The organism is Sphingomonas sp. Tas61C01 (assembly GCF_052567495.1).
In genome coordinates, this window is the sequence record NZ_CP199583.1 from 128,689 (window position 1) to 153,914 (window position 25,226).

Sequence of the window (25,226 nt, forward strand, 5' to 3'; positions counted from 1 at the left end):
GTGTAGCGCCTCTAGACCCGCCTTGATGCGACCCCGATCCGTGCCAAGTAAAGACACTTACGAACTGTTAACCAAGAACAGGTCGTTACAATGTTCTTTTGCTGGTTAACAGAAGCTATACGAACTTTACGCATCGGCAAAGCGCTGCTCTATCGACGTCAGGCCGTTCAGCGGCCCGACCGCTCTGATCTTCGACGTGAAGGCAGGGGTTGCACCAAAAGTCGATCAGGGAAATACTCACATGAACAAGATGCTCGTACTGGCGGCTGGCGCCGCCATCGCCGCCGCCGCGCCCGCTTATGCAGCGCCGACGCTGAAGACCACCGCAGGCTCCGCCGCCGCCTTCATGGTGCCGGCACTGCCCGGCATGAAGACCGCGGTGTTCAACTTCAATTCGGCAGCAAAGCCCGCTGGTTTCACCGCGTCGTACGTCAATGCGAGCCGGACGACGGGCACGCATCTGCCCTTCTCCGCGCAGCCGGCATACAGCGACGGCTCCGCTTATCTCGCCGTGCTCGCCAACGGCTCGGCGACCCTGCTGTCGCACACCGGCTACTCGCTGGTCAGCTTCTATCTCGGCTCGATCGATTCGTTCAACAAGGTCGAGATCCTCGGCACCGCAGGCCAGGTGATCAGTAGCTATTCCGGCGCGGACTTCGTGGTGCCCGCCAACGGCAACCAGACGCTGCCGCAGACCAACCGCCGCATCACCTACACGATCGGCAAGGGCGACGCGATGATCGGCGGTATCCGTTTCACGAGCAAGCAGAACGCGGCCGAGATCGACAACGTCGTGTTCGCGGTGCCGGAGCCGTCGACCTGGGCGATGATGCTCGTCGGCTTTGGCATGATGGGTCTGGCGATGCGCAGCCGTCAGCGGAAGACCGCGGTGGTCTACGCCTGATCGCACCCTGAACCGGTAACGAAAGCGCCGCGGTCCGATGGGCCGCGGCGTTTTTGCATGATCAGTACTTCGCAAGATCTTCGGTGCTAGCGTCGCCCACTAGCGTCGCGGTATGCGAATGCGTAGGATCGCGGCTGGGAGAGCGACGATGACGATCTACCGGAACGATGCGGAACGCTACCGGCCGAGCGTGCAACGTCGCGACCGCCGTTGGGAGATCCATGCCGGCAACCGCCGCTTCGCGATCGTCTTCAGCGATCATCGTGCATCCGCGCCCGTCGCCAGCTTCCAGGTTCTGCGCCGGGTGGGCGAGAGCCGCCGGCCCTCGGGCGGTGCGGTGACCAAGGCGATCGGTGCGATACTGGCGGTGATCGGCGGCGCGGTGACGATCGGCATCGCGCTCCAGGCGGACGGCGCGCGGGCGGGCAGCGGCAGCTATGTCGTGAGCGTACCCGTGCCCCAGCGAGCCGCGATCAAGGTCGCTGCGGCGGCTGTCAAACCCGCGTGGCGACCCGCCGCGGCCCCTGTCGCCGGGCCGCATACCGCCGCGGCGACGGTCGGCGCGATGAACGTCCCCACGATCGATACCGCCGAGGCGATCGCCACCGACCCGGCCACTGGGCTGACGACGCGGCAGGGCGCCCTGACCGCCGCGCTGCGCACCGGAAGCTTCCAGCAATGGGTACGCGCCGGCGGCGACGAGCGTGGCTTCGTGGTCGCCGGCCCCGCGCAGAATGGCTGCCGCGACCTGTCCGTCCTGACGCGGCGGTTCGGCGACGACGACAAGGTCGAGAAGGTCCACCAATGCGGCGGGGCGACCGCGGCCGATTGAGTTGGTTGCTCCAGCCGCTACCGGCTAGCATTGGGCAAGTGGCGCAGCCCGGTTCTAGTCGATCGAGCCGGCCGGCTTCTCGAGCGCCGCCAGGATCGCGCGTCCATATGCGGTCTTGCTGAAGAACCGGCCGCGTTCAGCCGCCTGTTCGCGCGAGATGAAGCCCTTGTGGTAGGCGATCTCTTCGAGACATGCGATCTGGATGCCCTGGCGGTGCTGGATGGTACGGACGAACTCGCTCGCCTCGAGCAGGCTGTCGTGCGTCCCGGTGTCGAGCCAGGCATAGCCGCGGCCCATCTGTTCCACGTACAGGTCGCCGGCCTCCATGTAGAGGCGGTTGAGGTCGGTGATCTCGTATTCGCCGCGCGCGCCGGGCTTGAGGTCGGCGGCATAGTCGACGACCCGGTTGTCGTAGAAATACAGCCCGGTCACCGCCATGTTCGACCGGGGCTCCGTCGGCTTTTCCTCCAGGCTGATCGCGCGCCCGCCCTCGCCGAGTTCGACGACGCCGTAGCGCTCGGGATCGTCGACGCGGTAGGCGAACACCGTCGCGCCGTGGGTGCGACGAGTGGCGCTGGCGCAGAGCTCCTGAAGCCCCGCGCCGAAGAAGATGTTGTCGCCGAGCACCAGCGCGACGCTGTCGTCGCCGATGAAGTCGCGGCCGATCGTGAAGGCCTGGGCCAGTCCCTCGGGGCGCGGTTGTTCGGCATAGGCGATGTTCAGCCCGAACATGCTGCCGTCGCCGAACAGGCTGCGATAGTTGCCGAGGAATTCGGGGCTGGAGATGATCAGAATGTCGCGGATGTCGGCGAGCATCAGCACCGACAGCGGGTAGTAGATCATCGGCTTGTCGTAGATCGGCAGCAGCTGCTTGTTGATCGCGAGCGTCGCCGGATGCAGCCGGGTGCCCGAGCCACCGGCGAGAATGATGCCCTTCATGAATTCGGTCCGATCAGTTCGTCGAGGATGTCGCTCAAGGCCGCCTGCCAGGGGCGGGGGCGGATGCCGTAATCGCGTTCGATCGCGGCATGGCTGAGCAACGAGTTGGCGGGGCGCGTCGCGGGGGTCGGGTATTCCGCGGTGGTGATCGGCACGACCGCGGCGGCGGGACCGCCGCGCGCGCTCGCCTGCGCGAAAATCTCCTGCGCGAACCCGGCCCAGCTCACCGCGCCGGCGTTGCTGAAGTGGTAGGTGCCGGTCGGCGCGTCCTCATCCTCTACCAGCCGCATCGCGATGACCGCGAGCGCGGCGGCGAGATCGGCAGCGGCGGTGGGACTGCCGCGCTGGTCGTCGACCACGCTCAGCGTATCGCGGGTGGCGCCGACCCGCAGCATCGTCTTGATGAAGTTGTTGCCGTGCGCGCTGACCACCCAGGCGGTACGGACGATCGCGTGGCGCGGGCAGGTGGTGCGGACCGCGAGCTCGCCACCCAGCTTGGAGGCGCCGTAGACGCCGAGCGGCGCGACCGGATCGTCGACCTCCCACGCGCCTTCGCGGCTGCCGTCGAACACATAGTCCGTCGACACCTGGACGATCGGGATACCGGCATCGCGGCATGCCTTGGCAAGCGCGGCGGGGGCGAGCGCGTTGACCGCCCAGGCAGTGACCGCATCATCCTCCGCCTTGTCGACCGCGGTGTAGGCGCCACCGCTGATTACCGCGGCCCAGGGTCGCTCGGCCACTTTGGCGGCGATCGCGGCGGTGTCGGTCAGGTCGAGCTCGTCGATGTCGATGCCGACCGCTTCCCAGCCATCGGGCCAGGCAAAGCGCCGCAGCTCGGTGCCGAGCTGGCCGTTGCCGCCGGTGACGAGGACCTGCTTCACGCGGCGAGGCCGCGGCGCTGGTCGGCCTTGCTCTCGGCGACGATCGGCCGCCACCACGCCTCGTTGGCGAGATACCAGGCGACGGTCTTTTCGATGCCGCTGTCGAAGCTCTCGCGCGGCTCCCAGCCGATCTCGTCGCGGATCCGGCTGGCGTCGATCGCGTATCGCTTGTCGTGGCCGGGACGGTCGGCAACGTAGCCGATCTGGGTGGCGTAGGACTCGCCATCGGCACGCGGCCGCAGCCGATCCAGGATCGCGCAGACGGTCTGGACGACCTCGAGGTTCTGCTTCTCGGAATTGCCGCCGACGTTGTAGGTACGGCCGGGCTCGCCGCGCTCGAATACCGCGTGCAGCGCGCGGACGTGATCCTCGACGAACAGCCAGTCGCGGATCTGGTCGCCGTTGCCGTAGACCGGCAGCGTCTCGCCCGCGAGCGCCTTCACGATCATCAGCGGGATCAGCTTTTCCGGAAAATGGAACGGCCCGTAATTGTTCGAGCAATTGGTGATCAGCACCGGCAGGCCGAAGGTGTGGCCCCAGGCGCTGACGAGATGGTCCGATCCCGCCTTCGATGCCGAATAGGGCGAGCGCGGATCATAAGGCGTGTCCTCGGTGAACAGCCCCTCGGCGCCGAGCGAGCCATAGACTTCGTCGGTGGAGATATGGTGGAAGCGGAACGCGGCGCGATCCTCGCCCTCCAGGCTCTGCCAATAGCTGCGCGCCGCGGTCAGCATCGAGAAGGTGCCGACGACATTGGTTTGGATGAATGCGCCGGGGCCGTCGATCGAGCGATCGACATGGCTTTCCGCGGCGAGGTGCGTGATCACCTGCGGACGGAACTCCGCGATCGCGGCGGATACGGCGTCGCCGTCGCAGATGTCACCCTGAACGAAGCGATAGCGGTTGCTGCGGGAAACCGGCTCGACCGTCGACAGCGTGCCCGCATAGGTCAGCTTGTCGAAGTTCAGCACTTCGTGTTCGGTGTTGTCGATAAGGTGCCGCACGAGCGCGGAACCGATGAAGCCGGCGCCGCCGGTGACGAAGATGCGCATGATTATCCTTAGGCGAGCGGCGCCAGGGGCTGACCGTCATAGGGGAAGGGCGACTGGAAATCGGCGAGCAGCGGCAGCACCGCATCCTTGGCCGAGAGTTCGGGCGTGGTGCCGGCGGGCATCGGCCAGTCGATCGCGATCGTCGGATCGTCCCAGCGGACGCCGCCGTCGCAATCGGGCGCGTAGAGATCCGAAACCTTGTAGGAGACCTCGCAATCGTCCTCTAGCGTCAGGAAGCCATGCGCGTAGCCGACCGGCACGAACAGCTGGTGGCCGTTTTCCGCGCTGAGCTCCACGCCGACATAATGGCCGTAGGTCGGCGAGCCGGCGCGGACGTCGACCGCGACGTCGTAGATGCTGCCGCGGACGCAGCGCACCAGCTTGGCCTGGCCGTGGGGTGGCGTCTGGAAGTGCAGGCCGCGCAGCGTGTAGCGCGGCACCGACAGCGAATGATTGTCCTGGACGAAGCGGCAATCGATCCCGCGGTCTGCGAAGGCGGGTTCCGAATAGACTTCGGTGAACCAGCCCCGCGCATCACCGAAGCGCTTCGGCACGATCAATTGCGGCGTGCTCATTCGGTGGTCATCCTCGGTCGATCGGCAGCGATGGCCATGAAGGGTTCTTCGGCACGGAGCCGCGCCAACGGGCAGGGCGCTCATATCGGCTTCGCAACGGCACCGCAACGCCGCCGCTGCGCGACTCGGGGTGCCGGTGAGGGACGGCGGCGATAATTAAGCATCTATTAGGCATAAGCAATTCGGGTCCATTTTCGACAAGTTCGGTTCGTTAACCTGCGCGGACTTTCCAAGCACCGTGACGACTGGCAAGGCGTTAACCATCATCCTGTAAAGCAACAGATTAGAGGCATCCGCAGACTAGTTTTTCAGACGTTGTAAACCTGTCCACAATATCCCGGTCTCGACTTAGAACGAGGGGCCGAACAGTCGTGACCATCATTACTACCGCAGCGACATCCACCATGAAGTCGAAGCTGGTGGCAGCCGCGAGCGCCAGCATCATCGCCAAGGTCCTGGCCTTGGTCGCGGTCGCCGGAACCGCCGCCGCCATCGCGGTGACGACGGGGGCGGTAAAGTCGAAGGACATGCCCGCGATTTTGATCATCAAGGAGCCGGTTAAGGCCGCGGCGCCGATCGTCGCGCCGATCGTCGTGATCCCAAGCGGGCCGCGCTTCGAGATCGGCGTCAACGTCGCGCCCAGCACCTATTACAATTCCGAGCGCATCTTCGCGAACCTGGCGCAGGCGTCGGGTGGCTGGAAGGATCCGAGCGCCGGCTGGGGTTACCTGGCCGAGAGCAAGCAGAACAGCTACGGCAATCCGCTCGTCGGCGGCGTGCTGGCGCTCAACGTGCCGCAGCCGGTCTGGGCAGGCAAGGACGTCGCCGTGACCTGCACCTGGCTCGGCGCCGGATCCGTTCGGATCGACGGTGATACGCGGGCGGGCGGTGCGAATAACAGCGTATCGTTCACCTGGCGCGGTAAATCGGGTGCGGGTCGTCCTAACATCTTGGTCTACGTCACCAATGCCAATGCGACGGACCCGTTCCGCGCGCTCGACTGTCGTGAGCCGGGGCTGGTCGCGAACGGGCAGTTCGACCAGCGCTATGTCGACGACATGAAGGCGTTCGGGGTCCTGCGCTTTCTCGATTGGTCGAATACCAACGGTAACCCGGCCACCGTGACGTGGGCGAACCGCGCCACGCCGGAAAAAGCCGGTGTGGACGGGTTGGGGCTCGAGCAAATGATCGATCTCGCCAACGCGGCGGATTCGGATGCGTGGTTCACGGTCGCCTACAATGCCGACGAGACCTATGTCCGCAACATGGCCAAGCTGGTCCACGACCGACTGAAGCCGGGACATCGTGCCTATTTCGAGCTGTCGAACGAGATCTGGAACTTCGCGTTCCCGGTTGCCACGCAGGCGCTGAACGAAGGCATTGCCGAAAAGCTGTCGACCGACAAGTACAGCAACGGCCTCATGCGGTACGCCGAGAAATCGATCTGGATGCACAAGATCCTCACCGAGGCGTTCGCGGACAACCCGTCGCGGCTGGTGCGGGTGGTGAGCACGCAGAACGACAACAGCTGGACCGCGCGCACCATCCTGGCGTTCCGTGACACCGCTAACTGGGTCGATGCGCTCGCGACCGCCCCGTATTTCGGCCACAGCTTCTACAGCGGTGCGAATGCGGGCGTCACCGACGTCGACAAGCTGTTCGTCTCGCTGGAGGCGATGCGGGTCAATGCGCTGGTCAAGGCCAACGAGAACAAGGCCGCCGCGGCGAAGTACGGCAAGCGTTTCATCGCCTATGAGGGCGGACAGCACATCATCGCCTCGGCCGCCAATGCCGCCACCGATGCGACGATGCAGCGCAGCCCCATGATGTACGACATGTACAAGCGCTTCCTGACCGACTGGAAGGCGCAGATCGGCGATACGATGACGCTCTACTCCGCGACCGGCGGGATCGGGCAATCCGGCTCCTGGGGCATGCGCGAATATGCGGGGCAGCCGATGGCCGAAACCCCGAAGCTGCGCGCGGCGATGGAATTCACGCGCAAGTAAGACCGGTTAACGATCAGTATAGCAAGAGCTCGGTGACGCCGCGGCGTCGCCGAGCTCTTCGCGTTTTCCTCACTGACGGGACGCAGTCAGATGATGTTGTCGGTGATGATGGGCCTGTTCGCAGCGTTCATGATTTATTGCCGCGTCCTCGCGCGGAAGGGACGGCCCGCCGCGCCACGGGATGAGACGGTGCGTGGGGGCCGAGCAGGCGGTCGGCGATCAGGACCAGCGCCAGCGACAGGCCGAACAGCGGCAACAGCAGCCCCAGCGCCACCAGCACCACCGCGAAGCCGCGCACCAATGGGGCGGCGGGGCGCAGCGGTGGGGCGCCCAGGCGCCCGGTCGGGCGTCGTCGCCACCACAGGATCGCGCCGCTTGTCGAGAGCAGCACCAGCCCGATCGCGGTGAACAGGTTCAACAGCTGATTCGCGAGGCCGAACGCCTGGCCTTCGTGGATCGCGACTCCCCAGCCGACCAGACGATCGACCAGCCGGCGCTCGGCGAAGTCGTGGCGGGTCAGCACCCGGCCGCTCGCCCCGTCGATCGTCAGATCGGTGCGCAGCGGGCGGTTCGCGGCGTCGGACTTCGCGGTCCACGGCGTGCCCGCGCGGGCGGGCGGTGCGATCAGCACCGGTGCCGCCAGCCCGAGCGGGCGGACCGTCGCCGCGATGCGGTCGAGTGGGGCGAGGCTCGGCGCGGTGGTGCTCGACGGCATCGCCATGTGGTGCTCGCCATGCGCGCTGCTCCAGTCCTGCTTGACGGGTGCGCCCTCCGCGACGTGGCGGATCAGCTTGAGATAGCCGCCCCACCCTTGCGCCCAGGGCAAGCCCGACAGCAGCAGGAACAATGCCGCCACCGACACCCAGAACCCGGTGACCCCGTGGATGTCGCGCCAGAACCGCCGGCCGCCGCTCCGCAGGCGCGGGTAGACCACGCCCGCCAGCCCGCCGCCGCGCGGCCACCACAGCGCCAGCCCGGTGAGGATCATCACGATCGTCCACGATGCGGCGAGCTCGACCAGATACGAACCCGCCGGCCCCGCGAGCAGTTCGCCGTGGAGCCGGAACATCATCCGCATCAGCCGCGACTGCTCGTCGACCGTGTGCAGCACCGCGAGCGTCTGCGGGTGTACATAGACGCGGATTTCGCCGCCGGGCCCGCGGACCAGCATCTGCACCGCCTGATCGGGCGTGTCGGGCAGCTGGTAGGCGGCCAGGGTGGACCCGGGCACCGCACGGACCGCCGCACGCGCCTGATCCGCGGCGGCGGCGGGCGCGCCGGTCAGCGTCAGATGCGCATAGGGCTGGTCGATCCACGCTTCGATCTGCGGACGGAACAGGTAGATCGATCCGGTAAGCGCCAGCCATAGCACGAACGGGATGCAGAACAGCGAGGCGTAGAAATGCCACCGCCAGATCGCATTGTGGCCCGGCCAGCGGCGGATCGCGGCGTCGTCGCGAACATCGTTCATCGGAAGCGGCTCCTGATGCCGGCATAGATGGTGCGGGGCGCGCCCGCGTAGAGCGATCCGGTGGTGGTGCGGAGCACGCTCGCCGAATTCTGCTCGCCGGTCGACGCGGAAAGGCTGTCGCCGATCACCGCGGCGGAGCCGACATGCACCGTGTCGAACACGTTCTGGAGGACCACGAATACGCCGATCCGCGACCAGGCGCTGCCCGGCGCTGCGGGCGGATCGTAATGGAGGTTGAGGTTGACCAGTACATGCCCCGGCACCGTCAGCAGATTGGCATTGTCGATCGCATAGCGCGACCGGTGGACGCCCTCGACGAAGCCGCCCAGGCCCTGCAGGTCACCGCTCGCTCGATCATAGCCGGCGCGCGCATTGACCACGGTCGGCACCACGCCGGGGATGGCGTTGCCGTCGCGATCGAACACCCGCGAGATCCGCCCGGCGGTCAACCGCTCCTGGAAGCGGGTATAATGCTGGTCGTTGTAGCTGTAGCTGCCCTGCAGTCGCGCGCCGGCGACCGGGCGCCACGTCGCGCCGATCTCGATCCCCTGGTGAAGCGATCGCGGCACGTTGCTGGTATAGGCGAGCAGGTCGATCCCCGCCGATTGCCCGACGAGCTCGTCGCGGAACCACTCGCGATAGGCGGTGATCTCCGCGTCCAGCCGCTTGCCGATCGTCACCGCCGCGCCGATGTCGACGCCGACATTACGTTGCGGGCGGAGCGCCAGGTTGTTGCCCGGCACTCCGCTCGCGGTGACGAACAGATTGCCGGCTTGCGGGATGCCGTATCCGGTCGCGACCCGCGCATGCAGCTGCACCGCATCGATCGCCTGCCATCGAAGCGCCGCATCGGGCGCGACGTTCCAGAATACCCGCCGGGCGGGAAGCGGGGTGAGGATCGCCGCGCCAGACAGCGGGTAGGCATACGCGGTCTGCGCGACGTCGATCGTCGATCGCTCGCCGCCGACCCCGACGATCAACCCGAGCCGTGGGGCCAGCGCGAGATCCTCGCGCGCGCGGACACCGACATTGTCGACGGTGCCGATGACGGTCTGGGTCGGCGCACCAAACCCGTCACGGCCCGCGGGGGTCTTGCTGAAGCTGAAGCTGCGGCTGTCGAGATGGTTGTAGAAGAGCCCGACGAACCCCGTCGCGGACAGCCCGGCGATCCGGTGGTCGGCGGTGACGTCGCTGGTCAGATTGTAGCTTTCGAAGCCGCCGCGGAACGGCGTCGAGCTGGTCGGCTGGTAGACGATGCGGCTGTCGAAGGTCGCCTGGGTTCGCCACGTCGCGGTGGCAGAGAAATCATGTTCGTAGCGCGCGCCAAGGATCGCGCGGCGATCGTCGCGGGCGAGATCGCCCTCCGTCGCGGTCTGCGCGATCCGTTGCCCGTTGCGGCCGTTGACGAAGACCTGGATCGTTCCGCAGCCCGCCGCGGCGGTCGCCGCCCGCGCGCACCCCTGTTGATAGGGATTGGCCAGATATTGATCGTAGGAAAGCCGCGTCGACAGCCGGAATTCGCCGGCATTGTAGATCAGCTTCGCGGCGAGCCGATCGTTCGGCCCCAGCTCCGCGGTGGCGAGCGCGTTGATCGTGGCGGTGCGATAGTCGCTATGCCCGGTCGCGCCCTTGCCGCCGACGATGCTGCCGAACACGCTGTAGTCGATCCGGTCGTCGCCATGCCCGAACGTCGCATAGACGTTGCCATAGCCGTCGCCGCCGACATCGGTGCCGACGTCGAGCCCGTCGATATCACGGCCGCGGCGGGTGCGGAAATTGACCGCGCCCCCGAGCGCGTAGTTGCCGTAGCGCGCCGACGACGGCCCGCGAACCACGTCGACAGCGCCATAGGCGTGCGGATCGGCAAGGTCGAAGCGCGCCAGGCCATCTGGCTGGGTAACCGGGAAGTCGTCCTCGAACACCTGGATGTTGCGCGCACCGAAGCTGTTGCGCGCGTTGGACCCGCGAATCGACAGCCCGATGTCGCGCGGGCCGTTGCCCTGGATGATCGCCACGCCGGGCGACAGCTTGACGAGATCCGCGATCGTGGTCGCGGGCACCCCGCGGATCGCGCTGTCGTCGATCGTGGTGGCGGTCTGGCCGGTAGCCTGCGCGGTCGGGGAGAGCGCGCGCGCGGTGACGACGATGTCGCCGCGCGGCTCCCCGCTTTGGGCCAGCACGGCGGCCGGGACGAGCGCGACCGCGGCTGCGGCCGTCGCGAAATAGGATGGTGTCATGATGTCCTGCGCATGAGCTCGCGACGGCGCAGCGCGCCGACCTCGCGATCATGAAGTTCGTGGCGCCCGCGGGCGCCGGTGATGTCAGCGGGCGGGTAGGGGCGGCGCGCGAAGCGGCGGTCGCAGCCGCGACAGCAGCGGTGGCGCAGGCCGCGTGTCGGTGCGCACCGCGACCGCCGCCACATAGGCGATCGCTACCGCGAGCAGGACCGCGTCGACCGCCGCCAGCACCGGCGCCGCCAATCCCGCGAAGGCGCAGGGCATCTCCGCCTTCGATGCGGGCATATGGCCGCGGTGATCGGCGGCAGGCGCCGCCATCGCATGATGAGCCATCGCCGCGGGCGCCTGCGCCATCTCGGCTGTGCCGGGACAAAGCTGCAGCGTGATCCCGGTAACGTCGGTGACCGGCATGTATCCGGTCGGCACCAGCATCTTGACCGCAAGCGCCGCCGCGATCAGCAGCCCGGCGAGCGTGGGATGAAGACGGAACAGGGCGCGCATCGGTGACACGAGCGAGGCTTAGCCGCGTGGCCACACCGGAGCAATCGGCATCGGCCGCATGCGAATCGCCCTGCCGTCACTTGCGTACGGACAGCATGCGCCCGGCTCCGACGTGCTTAATAAGGCTGGAGAAAGCACCGGTCCCGCGTCCGAAAGATGAAGCAGGTTAGTTAACACAGGCAATAGATCTATTACTGGAACAGAATGCAGTTAACACAGCCTATCTTGAATGTTTCCGCTGGGTAAAAACCGGTTCATAAGATCAGGGACGGTGCAAGGATGCATCGGCCAAGATCTTTACAGGGGTTCAACCATGAAGACGCTCACCACATTGTTCGCTGCCGCCGCCATGACGACGCTCGCCGCACCCGCGGTCGCGGCCCCGATCGTCAGCCTTCCCGGCGGTTCGGCGGTGACGCTCGGCGCCTTCCAGGAGACCGACGGCCCCACCGCAATCGCCCCCGGCATCTCCTACAGCGCCACCAACAACGGCTATGTCGGCTACACCGGCCTTTGGGGTTTCGGCGTCGCCCATGACGATTGGGAGGGTATTTCGATGCTCGGCCTGAACAGCGCGACCGGTTCCTTCACGCTGACCTTCGACGCCGCGATCACCGGCTTCCTGGCCGAAGTGAACTGGGACGGCGGGCTCTACGACAACGCGTCGATCACCGCATTCGACATGGCGGGCAACGAGATCGAGCAGATCGCGCTGAGCGATCATGCGATGGACCTCGAAGAGCCCGGCTATATGGGCTTCGGCAACACCGCCGCGCCGATCAAGAGCATCCGCTTCAGCAACGCATTCATCGGCATCCGCAATCTCGCGATCACCCCGACCGCCGCGGTGCCCGAGCCCGCCACCTGGGCGATGATGCTGCTCGGCTTCGGCATGATGGGCGCGACGCTGCGCTATCGCCGCAAGTCCACCAAGGTCTCGTTCGCTTGACTTGAACTCCCTCGCGAACGGGCGGGGCCGTCGGTCGAAAGGCCGGCGGCTTCTTCGCGCGCGGGGATGCGCCCGGCTTGCCTGACGGGCGGGTACTGCTAGAGGGCTTGCCATGCATAAGTCGATCAGCACGGACATGACGGTGGTGGGCTGGACCGTCGTCGCGATCGGCGCCCTGTGCCTCGCCATCACGGTGCTGAAGTTCGCCCCCACCAATCGCGCGCAACTCGGCGCATCGACGATCGGCATGGGGATCGCGCTCATCCTCTGCGCGATTGCCGCGGCGGGCGCCGCGATCGTGGCGATCTGAAAGTCGGTCAGGCGGGGGGAAGGTGCATCCCTATCCGCCAACGCAATCGAGAACCGAAGACAGCCGGCACATCGATGTCGAGAACCGCGACCAGCCTTAAAACTGGTGACCCCTACGAGAATCGAACTCGTGCTTTCGCCGTGAGAGGGCGACGTCCTAACCGCTAGACGAAGGGGCCAAGCGGTGAAGCGCGGCTCCTACGGGAGGGCATCGGGGGCGTCAAGCGGGTTGCTGAACCCGACTCTGGCCAGCTCGCGCGGCGACCCGCTCAGGCGGCGACCTTGCGGCGTTCCGCCATCTCCGCGTTCAGCATCTCGGCGAGCAGGAAGGCGAGCTCCAGGCTCTGGCTAGCGTTGAGCCGCGGGTCGCAATGCGTGTGGTAGCGATCCGCCAGGCTCTGCTCGGTCACATCGACCGCGCCGCCGGTGCATTCGGTGACGTTCTGCCCGGTCATCTCGGCGTGGATGCCGCCGGCATGCGTACCCTCGGCGCGGTGGACCGCGAAGAAGCCGCGGACCTCGGCGAGGATGCGGTCGAACGGCCGCGTCTTGTAGCCATTGGCGGCCTTCACGACGTTGCCGTGCATCGGGTCGCAGCTCCACACCACCGGATGGCCCTCGCGCGTCACCGCACGGACCAGCTTGGGCAGATGCCCCTCGATCTTGTCATAGCCGTAGCGCGTGATCAGCGTCATCCGGCCCGGCACGCGCGCGGGGTTGAGCGTGTCGAGCATCCGCAGCAACGCGTCGGGCTCCAGCGACGGCCCACACTTCACCCCGATGGGGTTGCCGATGCCGCGCAGGAATTCGACATGCGCCGATCCCTCGAACCGTGTGCGATCGCCGATCCACAGGAAGTGCGCGCTGGTGTCGTACCAGTCGCCGGTCAGCGAATCCTGCCGCGCCATCGCCTGCTCGAACGGCAGCAGCAGCGCTTCGTGGCTGGTGTAGAAATGGGTCTGCGCGAGCTGCGGCACCGTCTCGGGATCGATCCCGCACGCCTTCATGAACTCCAGCGCCTCGCCGATCCGGTCCGCGGTCTCGGCATATTTCTTCGACCACGGGCTGCGACCCATGAAGTCATGGGTCCAGCGATGCACCTGGTGGAGGTTCGCATAACCGCCCTGCGCGAAGGCGCGGAGCAGGTTGAGCGTCGCCGCGGATTGCGAATAGGCGCGGATCATGCGCTGCGGATCGGGGATCCGGCTTTCCGCGCTGAAGCCGATGTCGTTGACGTTGTCGCCGCGGTAGCTCGGCAGCTCGACGCCGTCGATCACTTCGGTCGGGGTGCTGCGCGGCTTGGCGAACTGGCCCGCCATGCGGCCGAGCTTCACCACCGGCAGCTTCGACGCGAAGGTCAGCACCACCGCCATCTGCAGGATGACGCGGAAGGTGTCGCGGATGTTGTTGGGGTGGAATTCGGCGAAGCTTTCGGCGCAGTCGCCGCCCTGGAGCAGAAACGCGCGGCCCGCGGCCACCTCGCCCAGCGACTCGGTCAGGTTGCGCGCCTCGCCCGCGAACACCAGCGGCGGATAATTGCGCAACGTCTCGGTCGCGGCGTCGAGCGCCGCGGCATCGGGATAGTCGGGAAGCTGGCGCGCATCGGCGTCGGTCCAGCTGTCGGGGGCCCAGTTTGCGGCCATGTGCTCGGTCCTTTGTTCGGCCTCGGCCATGCCCGCAAAAGCCGGTTTTCGCAACGAAGGAAAGCTTGGGGGCAGGGGTGGCGGCGGCGCCGGGCCGCTACGGTGGCGTTCAGCCTGGCGACGGGATAGGGCGCGCAGGGCATGAACATGCCCGTCCTCACCAGCCTCCGCCGCCGCTTCGCCGCGCTTGCCGTACTCATCGCCTCGCTGCCCGGAGCGGCCGATGCGCAGGCCGATCCCGCCGCGACCTTCACCGCGTTGCGTGCGGTCGATCAGCGGATGGCGACGATCGCCTATCGCCTGACCACGGCCAATGCGCCGCTTTGCCGCGGGCTGGTGCCGGTGCCGGGATGGGCGGTCCACAGCCTCGGCCAATATGATCCGGCGATGCGCGATCAGGCGCGGACGAGCTTCGGTTTCGAAGCGCCGATTGCGGTCGAGGCGGTGGTCGCCGGCGCGCCTGCCGCGCGAGCGGGCGTGGTCGCCAACGATTCGATTTTGGCGGTGAACGGCCAGCCCCTCCGCGGCGCGCCCGGTGCCAAGGCGGACAGCAACGCCCGCGACGCGGCGCAGGCGGTGATCGCGCGCCAGCCGGCGGCGGCGGCGCTGCGGGTCGAGCTGGTCAGGGGCGGGGCCAGACGCACGGTCGCGATCGCGGCCCCGGCGGGCTGTCCCGGTAGCTTCGAAGTGCTGCTCGGCCCCGGTATGGATGCGTCCGCCGACGGCAGCATCGTCCAGATCGCGGTGCGCTTCTTCGAACGCTACACTGACGATCAGGTTGCGGTGGTCGTCGCGCACGAGCTCGCGCACAACATCCTGCGCCACCGCGCGCGCCTCGATGCGGCGAAGGTCAGTCGCGGGTTGCTCGCCGAAGTCGGCCGCAACGGGCGGCTGTTCCGGCAGACCGAGACCGAGGCGGACCTGCTCGGCATGCACCTGCTGCGCAACGCCGGTTACGATCCCCAGCTCGCGGTCGCGTTCTGGCGCGATCATGGCGGCGACGTCGACGGCGGTCTGTTCCGCAGCCGCACCCATCCGTCATCGAAGGCTAGGGCGCAGGCGATCGCCGACGAGATCGCGCGCATTCCCGCCGGTTCGCCGCGGCCCTATCTACCGCCGCTGCTCGCCACCCGCGACACGCCGCTTCAATAGCCCAGGTCGAGATCGACGACGTTGCGCATCGGCTTGCCGCCGACATAGGCGGCGAGATTGTCCAGGAACAAGGTGGCGCCGCGGCGAAACATCTTGGTCTGGCTGCGGCCGGAAAAATGCATCGTGATCATGCAATTGGGTGCCGACCATAGGGGGTGGTCCGCAGGCAGCGGCTCGGGATTGGTCGGGTCGAGGAAGGCGCCGGCGATGCCGCCGCTCCGTAGCGCCGCGATCAGCGCGTCGTCGTCGATCATGTCGCCGCGCGCGATGTTGATCAGCCAGGCGCCGGGTTTCATCGCGGCGAGCTCGGGTGCGCCGATCATCGCCTTGGTCGCGTCGGTCGATGGCGCCGCCAGGATCACCCAGTCATAGTCGCCGAGCTTCGCCTGCCACGCGTCCGGGGTCAGCGTGCCGTCGCGTCCCGATCGGGTGACGCCGGTCACCGCGACCCCGAACGTTGCCAGCCGCTCGCCGATCAGCTTGCCGATCGCGCCATAGCCGACGACGAGCGCGCTGGTTTCGAACAGCTCGATCTTGCCCGGCGAATCGCCCGGCCATTCCCGGCGATCCTGTGCGCGGACGACCTCGTCGAAGCGCTTGGCCGCGGCAAGTACGCCGAGCACCGCATATTCGGCGACCGCATAGGCGTTGATCCCCGCGCCGTTGGTGAGCGTCACCCCGGCGGCGCGTAGCCGGTCGAGTGGGAACGCGTCGAGGCCGGCATAGATGGTCGACACCCATTTGAGTAACGGCCCCGACGCGTGCAGCGCCGCCGCCACCAGATGCGTCGGCTGCATGTCGACCCAAGCGATCTCGGCATCTGCGATCATCGCATTCGCCTCGGCGGGAGAGGCGAACCAGTGGGGCTCGACCACCGCGGGCAGATGCGGCTCGAGCAGACCGCGCGCGATCGCGGGCAAGACAACCTTCATGCGCCGATTCTCCAATCCCAACCAAGGGGGTCGCCGTCCATCACCTCGACGCCGAGCCCCGCCAGCTCGTCGCGGATCGCATCGGACCGCGCGAAATCCTTGGCGGCGCGTGCGTCGCGACGGGCGGCGAGCCGGCCCTCGATTTCTCCGGCGTCGATCTCACTGGAGGCGGGCCGAACGCGAAGGTCCTCGCGGTGGAGCATCAGCAGGTCGAGCCCGAGCACCGCATCGAAATCAGCGAGTGTGGCGAGGCGGTCGGCCGGCGCCAGCCGCTTGTCCGCGATCAGCGAATCGAGCACCGGCAGCGCCTTGGCGGTGTTGAGGTCTTCCGACACCGCCTCGTCGAGCTGGGTGCGGTACGTGTCGGCCGCGGTTCCGGTCGGCGCATCGGCCCGGTGGCGCAGTGCGGTCACGGCTTGCACCAGCCGCTTCAGCCGGGTCGAGGCGGCGGCGAGGTTGTCCCAGGAGAATTCCAGTTCGGACCGGTAATGCGCCTGCAGGCACATCAGCCGGTAGGCCAGCGGGTGGAAGCCGCGGTCCACCAGCGCTTGCAGCGTCAGGAACTCGTTCGAGGATTTGGACATCTTTCCTGCGCGTTCGACGAGAAAGTTGTTGTGCATCCAGATCGTCGCACCGGTATCCGCGCACCCGCAATAGGCCTGGTTCTGCGCGATCTCGTTGGGGTGGTGGATCTCGCGGTGATCGATGCCCCCGGTATGGATGTCGAACGCCGCACCCAGATATTTGCGACTCATGACCGAACACTCGAGGTGCCAGCCCGGCGCGCCGCGTCCCCAGGGGGAATCCCACTCCATCTGCCGGTTCTCGCCGGGGGCCGATGTCCGCCAGATCGCGAAATCCTGAGGATGACGCTTGCCGGCGACCGGATCGATCCGCCCTTCGACCTCGTCGCCGCCGGTGCGGGCCAGCCGCCCATAGTCGGGTACGGAGGTGGTATCGAAATAGAGCCCGTCGGGCAGCCGGTAGCAATGCCGGTCGGCAATGGTTTCGCCGAACGCGATCATCTCGGCGATGTGATCGGTCGCGAGCGGGAACGCGGTCGGGTCCGCGATGTGCAGGTCCTTCAGGTTCTGCTTGAACGCCGCGGTGTAATGCGCGGCGATCGCCCAGATATCCTGACCGCTGCGCTTTGCCGCGGCCTCCATTTTGTCGTCTCCGGCATCGGCGTCCGACGTCAGATGGCCGACGTCGGTGATGTTGATGATGTGGGTAAGCGGATGTCCCTTCCAGCGGAGCACGCGCGCCAGCGTGTCGGTGAAGACATAGGCACGCAGATTGCCGACATGCGCGTAATTGTACACGGTCGGGCCGCAGGAATAGATCCGCACATTGGCGGGGTCGATCGGCCGGAACGGCTCGGCCGATCGGGTCAGGCTGTTGTAGAGCGTCAGCGCGGTCATGCCTCGGCCTTAGCCCGGCCGCGACGCCGCGGCAAAGCGGCGATCCCCGGAGGCGGGAAGGGTTGCCAATCTGGGAGGTCGCTGCTAATCGGCCCGTTCGCACGGCGCGGACTAGGTCCGCAGCCGCGTTTGCTATTTGACTGGAGTCCAGGCGGTTTATGCAGATCATCGTTCGCGACAATAATGTCGATCAGGCCCTGCGCGCGCTCAAGAAGAAGCTGCAGCGCGAAGGCGTGTACCGCGAAATGAAGCTGCGCCGTCACTACGAGAAGCCCTCGGAGAAGCGCGCGCGCGAGCGTGCGGCCGCCGTACGCCGCGCCCGCAAGCTGGAGCGCAAGCGCATGGAGCGCGACGGCGCCCGGTAAGAACCGGCTGCCTCCCCGTCGCGCGCCGGGCTCGTCGCTCGCGCGTGGTGGTGCGACTTTTGTGACTCTTCACCGGTGACGGCCGGCCCGGCATCACCAACTCCAGGTGTTCCGCCATGTCGACCGTTACCGCCGTGCCGCTGCAGCCCGTCAAGCGCAGCTATATCGTCTACCTCTGGATCGGCATCGCGCTGGCGTGCCTCGCCGCCTTCCTGCTCGCCCGCCAGGGGGACGATTTCATGGCGCGCAACGCCCGCGCCAACGGGGTGATCACCACGCCCTCCGGCCTGCAGTACAAGGTGATCGAGCCCGGCAAGCCCGGCGCGGCCAAGCCGACCGACACGGACATCGCGCTGGTGAATTACGAGGGCAAGCTGCTCAACGGCACGACCTTCGACAAATCCCAGCAGCCGACTCCGATGCCGGTCGCTGGCGTGGTCCCGGGCTTTTCGGAAGCGCTGAAGATGATGCCGAAGGGCGCCAAATACCGCGTCTGGATAAAGCCGAGCCTTGGCTACGGCGCCGAGACCAAGGGTCCGATCCCCGGCAATTCGACGCTGGCGTTCGACATCGAGCTGGTCGATTTTCTCCCCGAAGCGGTCGTCCGCCAGATGCAGCAGCAACAGCAGATGATGGGCCAGGGCGGCATGCCCGGTGGCGCCCCGGGCGCGATGCCCGGCGCCCCCACGAGTGGTATGCCGCCGCAGTAAGTTGGCGGGTTCCAGGCGCGCGGAAGCTGCGGAGAGCTTGCCTGCCAGTTAGTTGATCGATTTTCTCGTTCGTGCCGTCACGTGCCCGGGCACTCGAACAAGCAGCCTGGTGCGGCGCTGTGCGGCGATTGTAGCCCTAAGAGGTTTACCTCGTCATCTGCCTCCGCGAAGCCGAGACCTCTGCGAAAGTCGCCGAATACAATCAATCTTTTCGTCACCCCGGACTTGTTCCGGGGTCCACCGTTCCGCGAAAGCAACGGCTTATGCCCGTGCGGAACGGTGGATCCCGGAACTAGTCCGGGATGACGCAGTGAGTTTCAAAGGTCTTGCGGAGGCGGGACACAGTATCAGGCTCCCGCCTCCGCGAGAGCAGATCGGGTGCCGACCGCTTCTCAGTTTCGACGGGACAAACGCTGGAGGGGGGCGATGGGTGGCATGTTCAGCGGCTTTTTCGAAGCCACTGCTTGACGCAAATGACTGGCAGCTGAGCTTCGTCGTATGGCGACCACCGTCCGCTAGCAGCGCACTCCACCATCACTCGAGGCCAATCTACGGAGGGCAAAAAAATAGCGGCCCGAAGACCGCTATTTTCCTCAACTCAGCGGTAAAGCTTAGTTGCTGTCTGCGTTGTCATCGCTGTCGGCGACGATCACAATGCCTGCGACGACCGCTGCTGCGGCCAGGATCGCGACGATCACGCCGCCGCCTGCAAGCTTGTCCTTCTTCGCGGAAACCGAACCGGTGCGAACCGACTTCGAAACCGAGAGGCTCGCTGCCGAATTAACCGGAGCGGCCACTGCCGGAGCAACTGCCATCGTGGCGGCTGCGGCGGCCATGATATACTTACCAAGACGCATGTCGAACTCCCTCTTTTGCTCGTCATCGAGCCCCTTGCCACCACGACGGGATCAAGGCAACCCGAGAACGAAATCGATGCGAATGACTTCCGCACTGTTGCGGCGCTGCAACAATCCAACGCCGTCTCAACTCATAGCAGGTCGGCAAGTAGCGGAAAGGGGGTGTTTAGCGGTCCGTCCGCAAATTCTTGCGGTGTAGCGAAATCAAACTGTAACAATTGTCCAACTCATCGCATCTTCCAGTCCCAGCGCCGACAACTGGCCGCTGGTATAGGCGCCGGTATCGACACCGATACGGTTGCTCCTGAATTCGACCTCGGGCGTAATCGTATGGCCGTGCACGATCATCTTGTCGAAGGATCGATCGAAGTCGAGGAAAGGGTCTCGAATCCACCGCAGGTCGCGACTATGCTGGTCGCCGAGCTCCACCCCGGGCCTGATGCCGGCATGGACGAAGAGATAGTCGCCGATCTCGATCATGTCCTCGAATGAGTCGATGAAGGCGGTGTGTTCGACGGGTACGAGCTGCTTCAGCTCGGCGGCGAACTCTTCGTAGTCGAGGCGATCGTAGCGTTCCGGATCGAGCCCGTAGCTGATCACCGTCTCGCGTCCACCGATCCGACAGAACAGCCGAAGCGCCTTGGGCTCGCCTTCGACCGCGCCGAGGAAGATCTCCTCGTGGTTGCCCTTCAGGAACCGAACGTCGGGGCGATCGGCGGCGAGACGGCGCAGGCGCTCGACCACTTGCGCCGACGCGGGGCCGCGGTCGACCAGATCGCCGAGGAAGATCAGTGTCGTCCGGGCAGGTCCACGCGCCTGATCGTCGGCGTCGATCTGCGCAAGCAGGCGCCCGAGGAGCTCGTCGCAGCCATGCAGGTCGCCGATCGCATAGACCCGTTCGCCCGGCGGTATGGCGAAGACGGGCTTGGCGCGGGATTTCAGGAATTTACGCAGCATGATCGACGAGGGTATCCGGGAAAGCGCCGGCTATAGGTGCGGGCGTCCGCACCCGCAACTCGGGTTAGCCGGCGAGGCGAAGCGCCGCGGAGACGGGCGCGAGACGGGGCTGGTCGGGCCAGATGCCGCGGGTATCGAGCACCCGCTTGTCGGCGCGTTCCTCCAGCGGGACCGAGCGGAACACGTCGTGATCGACGAGGACGATCATGATCGCGCAGCTCGCGATCGCGGCGTCGATGTCGATGAGGGTGGCGGCGGTTTCGGTGAAGCCGTTCGGGAGCGCTGCGGCGTAGGGCTCGACGATGCGCACGCGATTGCCGAACCGGGCGGCGAGGGCGAGCGCGATGCGCAAGGCGGGGCTCTCGCGGAAATCGTCGATGTTCGCCTTGAACGCGAGGCCGAGGCACGCGACCGGCACGCCGGGAAGCGATTCGATCAAGGCGATGGCCTGGGCGACCACATGCGCGGTCTTGCCGTCGTTCACCTCGCGAGCGGTGCGGATCAGCGGCGTGTGGTCGGGATCGGCATGGACCAGGAACCACGGATCGACCGCGATGCAATGGCCGCCGACGCCAGGGCCGGGTTGCAGGATGTTCACGCGCGGATGGCGGTTGGCGAGGCGGATCACCTCCCACACGTCGACGCCCATCGTGTCGGCGACGAGGCTCAGTTCGTTGGCGAAAGCGATGTTGACGTCGCGGAACGCGTTCTCGGTCAGCTTCGTCATCTCCGCGGCGCGCGCGGTGGTCGTGACGCACGCGCCGCGGACGAAGCGGCGGTAGAAGGCGAGCGCCTTGCGGGCACAGCGGGGGGTGATGCCGCCGATCACGCGATCATTGTCGATCAGCTCGACGAGAATGCGGCCGGGCAGCACTCGTTCGGGACAATAGGCGATCGCGACGTCGGCGCCGTCGCCGGTCCGTCCGGGCACGCGAAGATCGGGGCGCAACCGTGCGAGCAGGTCGCGAACCTGTTCGGTGGTGCCGACCGGCGAGGTCGATTCGAGGATGATCGTGTCCCCGGCCTTCAGCACCGTCGCGATCGTCGCCGCCGCTTCGAGCACGTAGCGGATGTCGGGGGCATGATCGTCGGCGAAGGGCGTCGGCACCGCGATGACGAACACGTCGGCGGGCGCGATCTCGGTCGAGGCGGTGAGCGTGCCGCGCGCGACGACGCCCGAGACGAGGCCGTCCAGATCAACCTCCTCGATGTGCACCTTGCCCGAATTGACGATGTCGACCACCGACCGGGTGACGTCGACGCCGAGCACCTGCGCGCCGCTACGCGCGATCACCGCAGCGGTGGGCAACCCGATATAGCCCAGGCCGAGGACCGCGACCTTCAGTTCAGGGGCAGACAGCATCGCCGATCACCTTCGCAATTCGTTCACTTGCGCGACCATCACCGAACGGATTGTGCGCACGCGCCATGGCGGCGTAGGCGGCGTTGTCGTCCAAAAGCCTGAAGACTTCGGAAACGATCCGCGCCTCGTCGGTGCCGACCAGTCGGGCGGTGCCGGCCTCGATGCCTTCGGGGCGTTCGGTGGTGTCGCGCATCACCAGCACCGGCTTGCCGAACGCGGGAGCCTCCTCCTGAACGCCGCCCGAATCAGTGAGCGCAAGGTGACAGAGATCGAGCGCGCGGATGAAGTGCGGGTAGTCGAGCGGCTCGATCCGCGCGATCCGGGGATGGTCGCCGAGGATCTCGTCCATGACCGTGACGACGTTGGGGTTCGGGTGGACCGGGAACAGGATCGCGACGTCCTCGCGCTCGGCGATGCGGCCGATCGCGCGCGCGATCGCGGCCATGCCGCCGCCGAAATTCTCGCGGCGATGCGTGGTGACGAGCACGATCCGCTTGCCCGCAAACCGGGCGGCGACGTCGTCGAGACCCGCGGCGATCGCCGGATCGCCGGCGATCCGCGCGCTGGTCCAGTGCAGCGCGTCGATCACGGTGTTGCCGGTGACGTGGACGCCCATGGCGATATTCTCGCGCGCCAGTGCCGCCGCCGCCGTCTCGGTCGGCGCGAAGTGGAGGTTGGCGATCGGCGCGACGATGCGGCGGTTCACCTCCTCCGGCCAAGGATGGTAGATATCGCCCGAGCGCAGCCCCGCCTCGACGTGCGCGACCGGGATCTTGCGATAATAGGCGGCGAGCGCGCCCGCCATCGCGGTCGCGGTGTCGCCCTGCACGATCACGCGGTCGGGGCGCTCGGCGTCCATCACCTCGCCCAAGCCGGTGAGCAGCCGCGCGGTCAGCCGATCGAGCGACTGGCCGGGTTCCATCAGGTCGAGATCGAGATCGGGCACCAGCCCTGCGATCGCGAGCACCTGATCGAGCAGGCCGCGATGCTGCGCAGTGACGCAGGTGCGCACCGTCAGGCCCGGCGTCGCGAGCAGCGCGGTGACGACCGGGAACAGCTTGATCGCCTCTGGGCGGGTGCCGAACACGACGAGGATCTTCTTCATGGCGCTGCGTTAGCGCCGGGTCCTTTAAGACGATGCTAAGCCGGCCGGGCCGGCCCCCCACGGGACAGAGCGGGCGGACGGCCACGCGAATCGCGTTTGCGGGGAAGGCGGCGGATCGGTAAGCGGCCCCCGACCGAGACGAGAAGGAAGTCGAGATGATCAAGCCCGTGCGCAAGGCAGTGTTCCCGGTGGCGGGGCTCGGTACGCGCTTCCTGCCGGCGACCAAGGCGATGCCGAAGGAGATGCTGACCGTCGTCGACAAGCCGCTGATCCAATATGCGGTCGAGGAAGCGCTGGAAGCCGGTATCGAACAGATCATCTTCGTCACCGGGCGCGGGAAGAGCGCGCTGGAGGATCATTTCGATATCTCCTACGAGCTGGAGGACACGATGCGCGCGCGGGGCAAGTCGCTCGCCGCGATCGACGGTATCCGCCAGAAGCCGGGATCGCCGGTGTATGTCCGCCAGCAGGAGCCGCTGGGGCTCGGCCATGCGGTGTGGTGCGCGCGCGAGATCGTCGGCGACGAGCCGTTCGCGGTGCTGCTGCCCGACGAGCTGATGGTCGGCACGCCCAATTTCCTGAAGCAGATGGTCGATGCCTATGCGGGCGTCGGCGGCAACATCGTCGGTGCGCTCGAGGTGGCCGACAGCGAGACCGACAAATACGGCATCATCTCGCCCGGCGCGGTCGACGGTCGCCTGACCGAGGTGACCGGGCTGGTCGAGAAGCCCAAGGGCAAGGCGCCGTCAAACCTGATGATCCCCGGCCGCTACATCCTGCAGCCCGAGGTGATGCGCATCCTGGAGACGCAGGGCGCGGGCGCGGGCGGCGAGATCCAGCTGACCGACGCGATGGCGCAGCTGATCGGAAAGCAGCCCTTCCACGGCTTCACCTTCGACGGGCATCGGTACGATTGCGGGGACAAGGCGGGGTACATCCAGGCCAATCTGGCGCTGGCGCTGGCGCGCGAGGACATCGGGCCGTCGGTTCGCGCCTTCGCGCAGTCGCTGCTGGGCTGATCGGATGACGATCCTCATCACCGGCATGGCCGGGTTCATCGGCTACCATCTCGCGCACGCGCTGGCGTCGCGGGGCGAGGACGTCGTCGGGATCGACGACCTCAACGCCTATTATCCGGTCCAGCTGAAGCATGACCGGCTGGCCGCGCTGGCGCGCGACCACGGCGACCGCGTCCGCTTCGTCCAGGTGGACATCGCCGACGAGGCGGCGCTGGAGGAGGCGCTGGCCGGGGCCGAGATCGACGGGATCGTGCACCTCGCGGCACAGGCGGGGGTGCGCTATTCGATCGAGAACCCGCGGGCCTATGCGCGCGCCAATCTACTCGGCCACCTCAACATCCTCGAGCTCGCACGCACGCGGAAGACCGCACATCTCGTCTATGCGTCGTCGTCGTCAGTGTATGGCGGCAACAAGGAACTGCCGTTCCGGGTCGAGGACCGGGTCGATCACCCCGTCTCGCTTTATGCCGCCACCAAGAAGGCCGACGAGTTGATGAGCGAGAGCTACGCGCATCTGTATCGGACGCCGATGACGGGACTGCGCTTCTTCACGGTCTACGGGCCGTGGGGTCGCCCCGACATGGCGCCGTGGCTGTTCACCAGCGCGATTCTCGAGGGGCGGCCGATCAAGGTCTTCAACGGCGGCGCCATGCAGCGCGACTTCACCTATATCGACGATATCGTGAACGGCATCGTCGCCGCGCTCGACCACCCGCCTGCCGACGACCGGTCGCAGAAGGCGGGGGGCAGCGTGTCGCCGCACGCGATCTACAACATCGGCAACAACCGCGCCGAGGAACTGGGGCGCTTCGTCGATCTGATCGAGGCGGCATGCGGACGGCCGGCGGTGCGCGAGATGATGCCGATGCAGCCCGGCGACGTCGTCGCGACCTATGCCGACACCAGTGCGATCGAGCGCGATCTCGGCTATCGCGCCTCGACCACGATCGACGTCGGCATTCCGCGTTTCGTCGAATGGTTCAAGAGCACGCACGGCAAATACAAATAACGGGCACCGGACGCCTTCTGTCGGCGTCCGG

General features: G+C 66.9%; 24 protein-coding genes and 1 tRNA gene. 10 read left to right on the top strand and 15 right to left on the bottom strand.

The features are described 5' to 3' along the window. Positions 1 to 241: 241 nt before the first annotated feature. Both ACT009_RS00560 and ACT009_RS00565 read left to right on the top strand, forming a co-directional pair. Positions 242 to 904, top strand: a complete 663-nt coding sequence (locus tag ACT009_RS00560; RefSeq protein WP_445192471.1) for a PEPxxWA-CTERM sorting domain-containing protein — start codon at positions 242 to 244, stop codon at positions 902 to 904. Between the two features lie 148 nt (positions 905 to 1,052). Then, positions 1,053 to 1,736, top strand: a complete 684-nt coding sequence (locus tag ACT009_RS00565; protein WP_445192472.1) for a hypothetical protein — start codon at positions 1,053 to 1,055, stop codon at positions 1,734 to 1,736. A 54-nt stretch (positions 1,737 to 1,790) separates the two neighbouring features. On the opposite strand, the gene rfbA is transcribed toward ACT009_RS00565, so the two are convergent. Genes rfbA through rfbC form a run of 4 tightly spaced genes read right to left on the bottom strand, consistent with a single transcriptional unit; the run spans position 1,791 to position 5,186 of the window. Then, on the bottom strand, positions 1,791 to 2,675 hold the full coding sequence (rfbA, locus tag ACT009_RS00570) for a glucose-1-phosphate thymidylyltransferase RfbA (RefSeq protein WP_445192473.1): 885 nt from the start codon (positions 2,673 to 2,675) through the stop codon (positions 1,791 to 1,793). Then, positions 2,672 to 3,559: a dTDP-4-dehydrorhamnose reductase gene (gene rfbD, locus ACT009_RS00575; RefSeq protein ID WP_445192474.1), complete on the bottom strand. Its 888-nt coding sequence runs from the start codon at positions 3,557 to 3,559 to the stop codon at positions 2,672 to 2,674. The genes rfbA and rfbD overlap by 4 nt, the downstream gene beginning before the upstream one ends. Continuing rightward, complete coding sequence (rfbB, locus tag ACT009_RS00580; protein WP_445192475.1) at positions 3,556 to 4,611, bottom strand: dTDP-glucose 4,6-dehydratase; 1,056 nt, start codon at positions 4,609 to 4,611, stop codon at positions 3,556 to 3,558. The genes rfbD and rfbB overlap by 4 nt, the downstream gene beginning before the upstream one ends. 8 nt (positions 4,612 to 4,619) lie before the next feature. Then, positions 4,620 to 5,186, bottom strand: coding sequence for a dTDP-4-dehydrorhamnose 3,5-epimerase (rfbC, locus tag ACT009_RS00585; protein WP_445192476.1), 567 nt, complete (start codon positions 5,184 to 5,186; stop codon positions 4,620 to 4,622). A gap of 371 nt (positions 5,187 to 5,557) precedes the next feature. On the opposite strand from rfbC, the gene ACT009_RS00590 reads away from it, so the two are divergent. Next, positions 5,558 to 7,195 carry a hypothetical protein gene (locus ACT009_RS00590; protein ID WP_445192477.1) on the top strand — a complete coding sequence of 546 codons (1,638 nt, stop codon included), beginning with the start codon at positions 5,558 to 5,560 and terminating at the stop codon, positions 7,193 to 7,195. 127 nt (positions 7,196 to 7,322) lie between these two features. Here ACT009_RS00590 and ACT009_RS00595 read toward each other — a convergent pair whose 3' ends face one another. From ACT009_RS00595 to ACT009_RS00605, 3 genes are all read right to left on the bottom strand, one after another. Then, positions 7,323 to 8,666, bottom strand: a complete 1,344-nt coding sequence (locus ACT009_RS00595) for a PepSY-associated TM helix domain-containing protein (RefSeq protein WP_445192478.1) — start codon at positions 8,664 to 8,666, stop codon at positions 7,323 to 7,325. After that, the gene (locus ACT009_RS00600; protein WP_445192479.1) at positions 8,663 to 10,903 is read right to left on the bottom strand and encodes a TonB-dependent receptor family protein; all 2,241 of its coding nucleotides are present in this window, start codon (positions 10,901 to 10,903) and stop codon (positions 8,663 to 8,665) included. Before ACT009_RS00600 ends, ACT009_RS00595 begins: the two co-directional genes overlap by 4 nt. A gap of 84 nt (positions 10,904 to 10,987) precedes the next feature. Further along, a complete protein-coding gene (locus ACT009_RS00605; RefSeq protein WP_445192480.1) occupies positions 10,988 to 11,404 on the bottom strand; it encodes a hypothetical protein in 417 nt (138 codons plus the stop codon). 313 nt (positions 11,405 to 11,717) lie between these two features. Here ACT009_RS00605 and ACT009_RS00610 point away from each other — a divergent pair, with 313 nt between their 5' ends. After that, complete coding sequence (locus tag ACT009_RS00610) at positions 11,718 to 12,353, top strand: PEPxxWA-CTERM sorting domain-containing protein (RefSeq protein ID WP_445192481.1); 636 nt, start codon at positions 11,718 to 11,720, stop codon at positions 12,351 to 12,353. 112 nt (positions 12,354 to 12,465) lie between these two features. Then, entirely contained in the window at positions 12,466 to 12,663 is a 198-nt protein-coding gene (locus ACT009_RS00615) for a hypothetical protein (RefSeq protein ID WP_445192482.1), read from the top strand. A 103-nt stretch (positions 12,664 to 12,766) separates the two neighbouring features. Here the strand turns inward: ACT009_RS00615 and ACT009_RS00620 are convergent. Together ACT009_RS00620 and ACT009_RS00625 are read right to left on the bottom strand one after the other, a co-directional pair. Further along, positions 12,767 to 12,841 (bottom strand) — tRNA-Glu (locus ACT009_RS00620). Positions 12,842 to 12,931: 90 nt separating this feature from the next. Continuing rightward, a complete protein-coding gene (locus ACT009_RS00625; protein ID WP_445192483.1) occupies positions 12,932 to 14,305 on the bottom strand; it encodes a class II 3-deoxy-7-phosphoheptulonate synthase in 1,374 nt (457 codons plus the stop codon). A gap of 141 nt (positions 14,306 to 14,446) precedes the next feature. Between ACT009_RS00625 and ACT009_RS00630 the strand changes: the two genes are divergently transcribed. Next, positions 14,447 to 15,457 carry a M48 family metalloprotease gene (locus ACT009_RS00630; protein WP_445192484.1) on the top strand — a complete coding sequence of 337 codons (1,011 nt, stop codon included), beginning with the start codon at positions 14,447 to 14,449 and terminating at the stop codon, positions 15,455 to 15,457. On the opposite strand, the gene ACT009_RS00635 is transcribed toward ACT009_RS00630, so the two are convergent. Beyond that, positions 15,451 to 16,389 (bottom strand): D-2-hydroxyacid dehydrogenase, encoded by a 939-nt coding sequence (locus ACT009_RS00635; protein WP_445192485.1) that lies wholly within the window; start codon positions 16,387 to 16,389, stop codon positions 15,451 to 15,453. The two genes, ACT009_RS00630 and ACT009_RS00635, sit on opposite strands and share 7 nt — an antisense overlap. Then, positions 16,386 to 17,810 (bottom strand): cysteine--tRNA ligase, encoded by a 1,425-nt coding sequence (gene cysS / locus ACT009_RS00640; protein ID WP_445192486.1) that lies wholly within the window; start codon positions 17,808 to 17,810, stop codon positions 16,386 to 16,388. The genes ACT009_RS00635 and cysS overlap by 4 nt, the downstream gene beginning before the upstream one ends. A 158-nt stretch (positions 17,811 to 17,968) precedes the next feature. Between cysS and rpsU the strand changes: the two genes are divergently transcribed. Together rpsU and ACT009_RS00650 are read left to right on the top strand one after the other, a co-directional pair. After that, positions 17,969 to 18,175, top strand: coding sequence for a 30S ribosomal protein S21 (rpsU, locus tag ACT009_RS00645; protein WP_010162663.1), 207 nt, complete (start codon positions 17,969 to 17,971; stop codon positions 18,173 to 18,175). A gap of 116 nt (positions 18,176 to 18,291) precedes the next feature. Then, complete coding sequence (locus ACT009_RS00650) at positions 18,292 to 18,885, top strand: FKBP-type peptidyl-prolyl cis-trans isomerase (protein WP_445192487.1); 594 nt, start codon at positions 18,292 to 18,294, stop codon at positions 18,883 to 18,885. Between the two features lie 611 nt (positions 18,886 to 19,496). On the opposite strand, the gene ACT009_RS00655 is transcribed toward ACT009_RS00650, so the two are convergent. The 4 genes from ACT009_RS00655 to wecB all read right to left on the bottom strand — a co-directional run bounded on the left by ACT009_RS00655 (position 19,497) and on the right by wecB (position 23,167). Continuing rightward, the gene (locus ACT009_RS00655) at positions 19,497 to 19,742 is read right to left on the bottom strand and encodes a hypothetical protein (RefSeq protein ID WP_445192488.1); all 246 of its coding nucleotides are present in this window, start codon (positions 19,740 to 19,742) and stop codon (positions 19,497 to 19,499) included. A gap of 204 nt (positions 19,743 to 19,946) precedes the next feature. Continuing rightward, positions 19,947 to 20,699, bottom strand: a complete 753-nt coding sequence (locus ACT009_RS00660; RefSeq protein ID WP_445192489.1) for a metallophosphoesterase family protein — start codon at positions 20,697 to 20,699, stop codon at positions 19,947 to 19,949. Positions 20,700 to 20,763: 64 nt separating this feature from the next. Further along, positions 20,764 to 22,062 (bottom strand): UDP-N-acetyl-D-mannosamine dehydrogenase, encoded by a 1,299-nt coding sequence (gene wecC, locus ACT009_RS00665; protein WP_445192490.1) that lies wholly within the window; start codon positions 22,060 to 22,062, stop codon positions 20,764 to 20,766. After that, positions 22,046 to 23,167 carry a non-hydrolyzing UDP-N-acetylglucosamine 2-epimerase gene (wecB, locus tag ACT009_RS00670; RefSeq protein ID WP_445192491.1) on the bottom strand — a complete coding sequence of 374 codons (1,122 nt, stop codon included), beginning with the start codon at positions 23,165 to 23,167 and terminating at the stop codon, positions 22,046 to 22,048. Before wecB ends, wecC begins: the two co-directional genes overlap by 17 nt. Positions 23,168 to 23,322: 155 nt before the next feature. Here wecB and galU point away from each other — a divergent pair, with 155 nt between their 5' ends. Both galU and ACT009_RS00680 read left to right on the top strand, forming a co-directional pair. Next, positions 23,323 to 24,186: a UTP--glucose-1-phosphate uridylyltransferase GalU gene (galU, locus tag ACT009_RS00675; RefSeq protein WP_445192492.1), complete on the top strand. Its 864-nt coding sequence runs from the start codon at positions 23,323 to 23,325 to the stop codon at positions 24,184 to 24,186. Between the two features lie 4 nt (positions 24,187 to 24,190). After that, positions 24,191 to 25,195 (top strand): SDR family NAD(P)-dependent oxidoreductase, encoded by a 1,005-nt coding sequence (locus ACT009_RS00680; RefSeq protein ID WP_445192493.1) that lies wholly within the window; start codon positions 24,191 to 24,193, stop codon positions 25,193 to 25,195. The last annotated feature ends 31 nt before the right edge of the window (positions 25,196 to 25,226 follow it).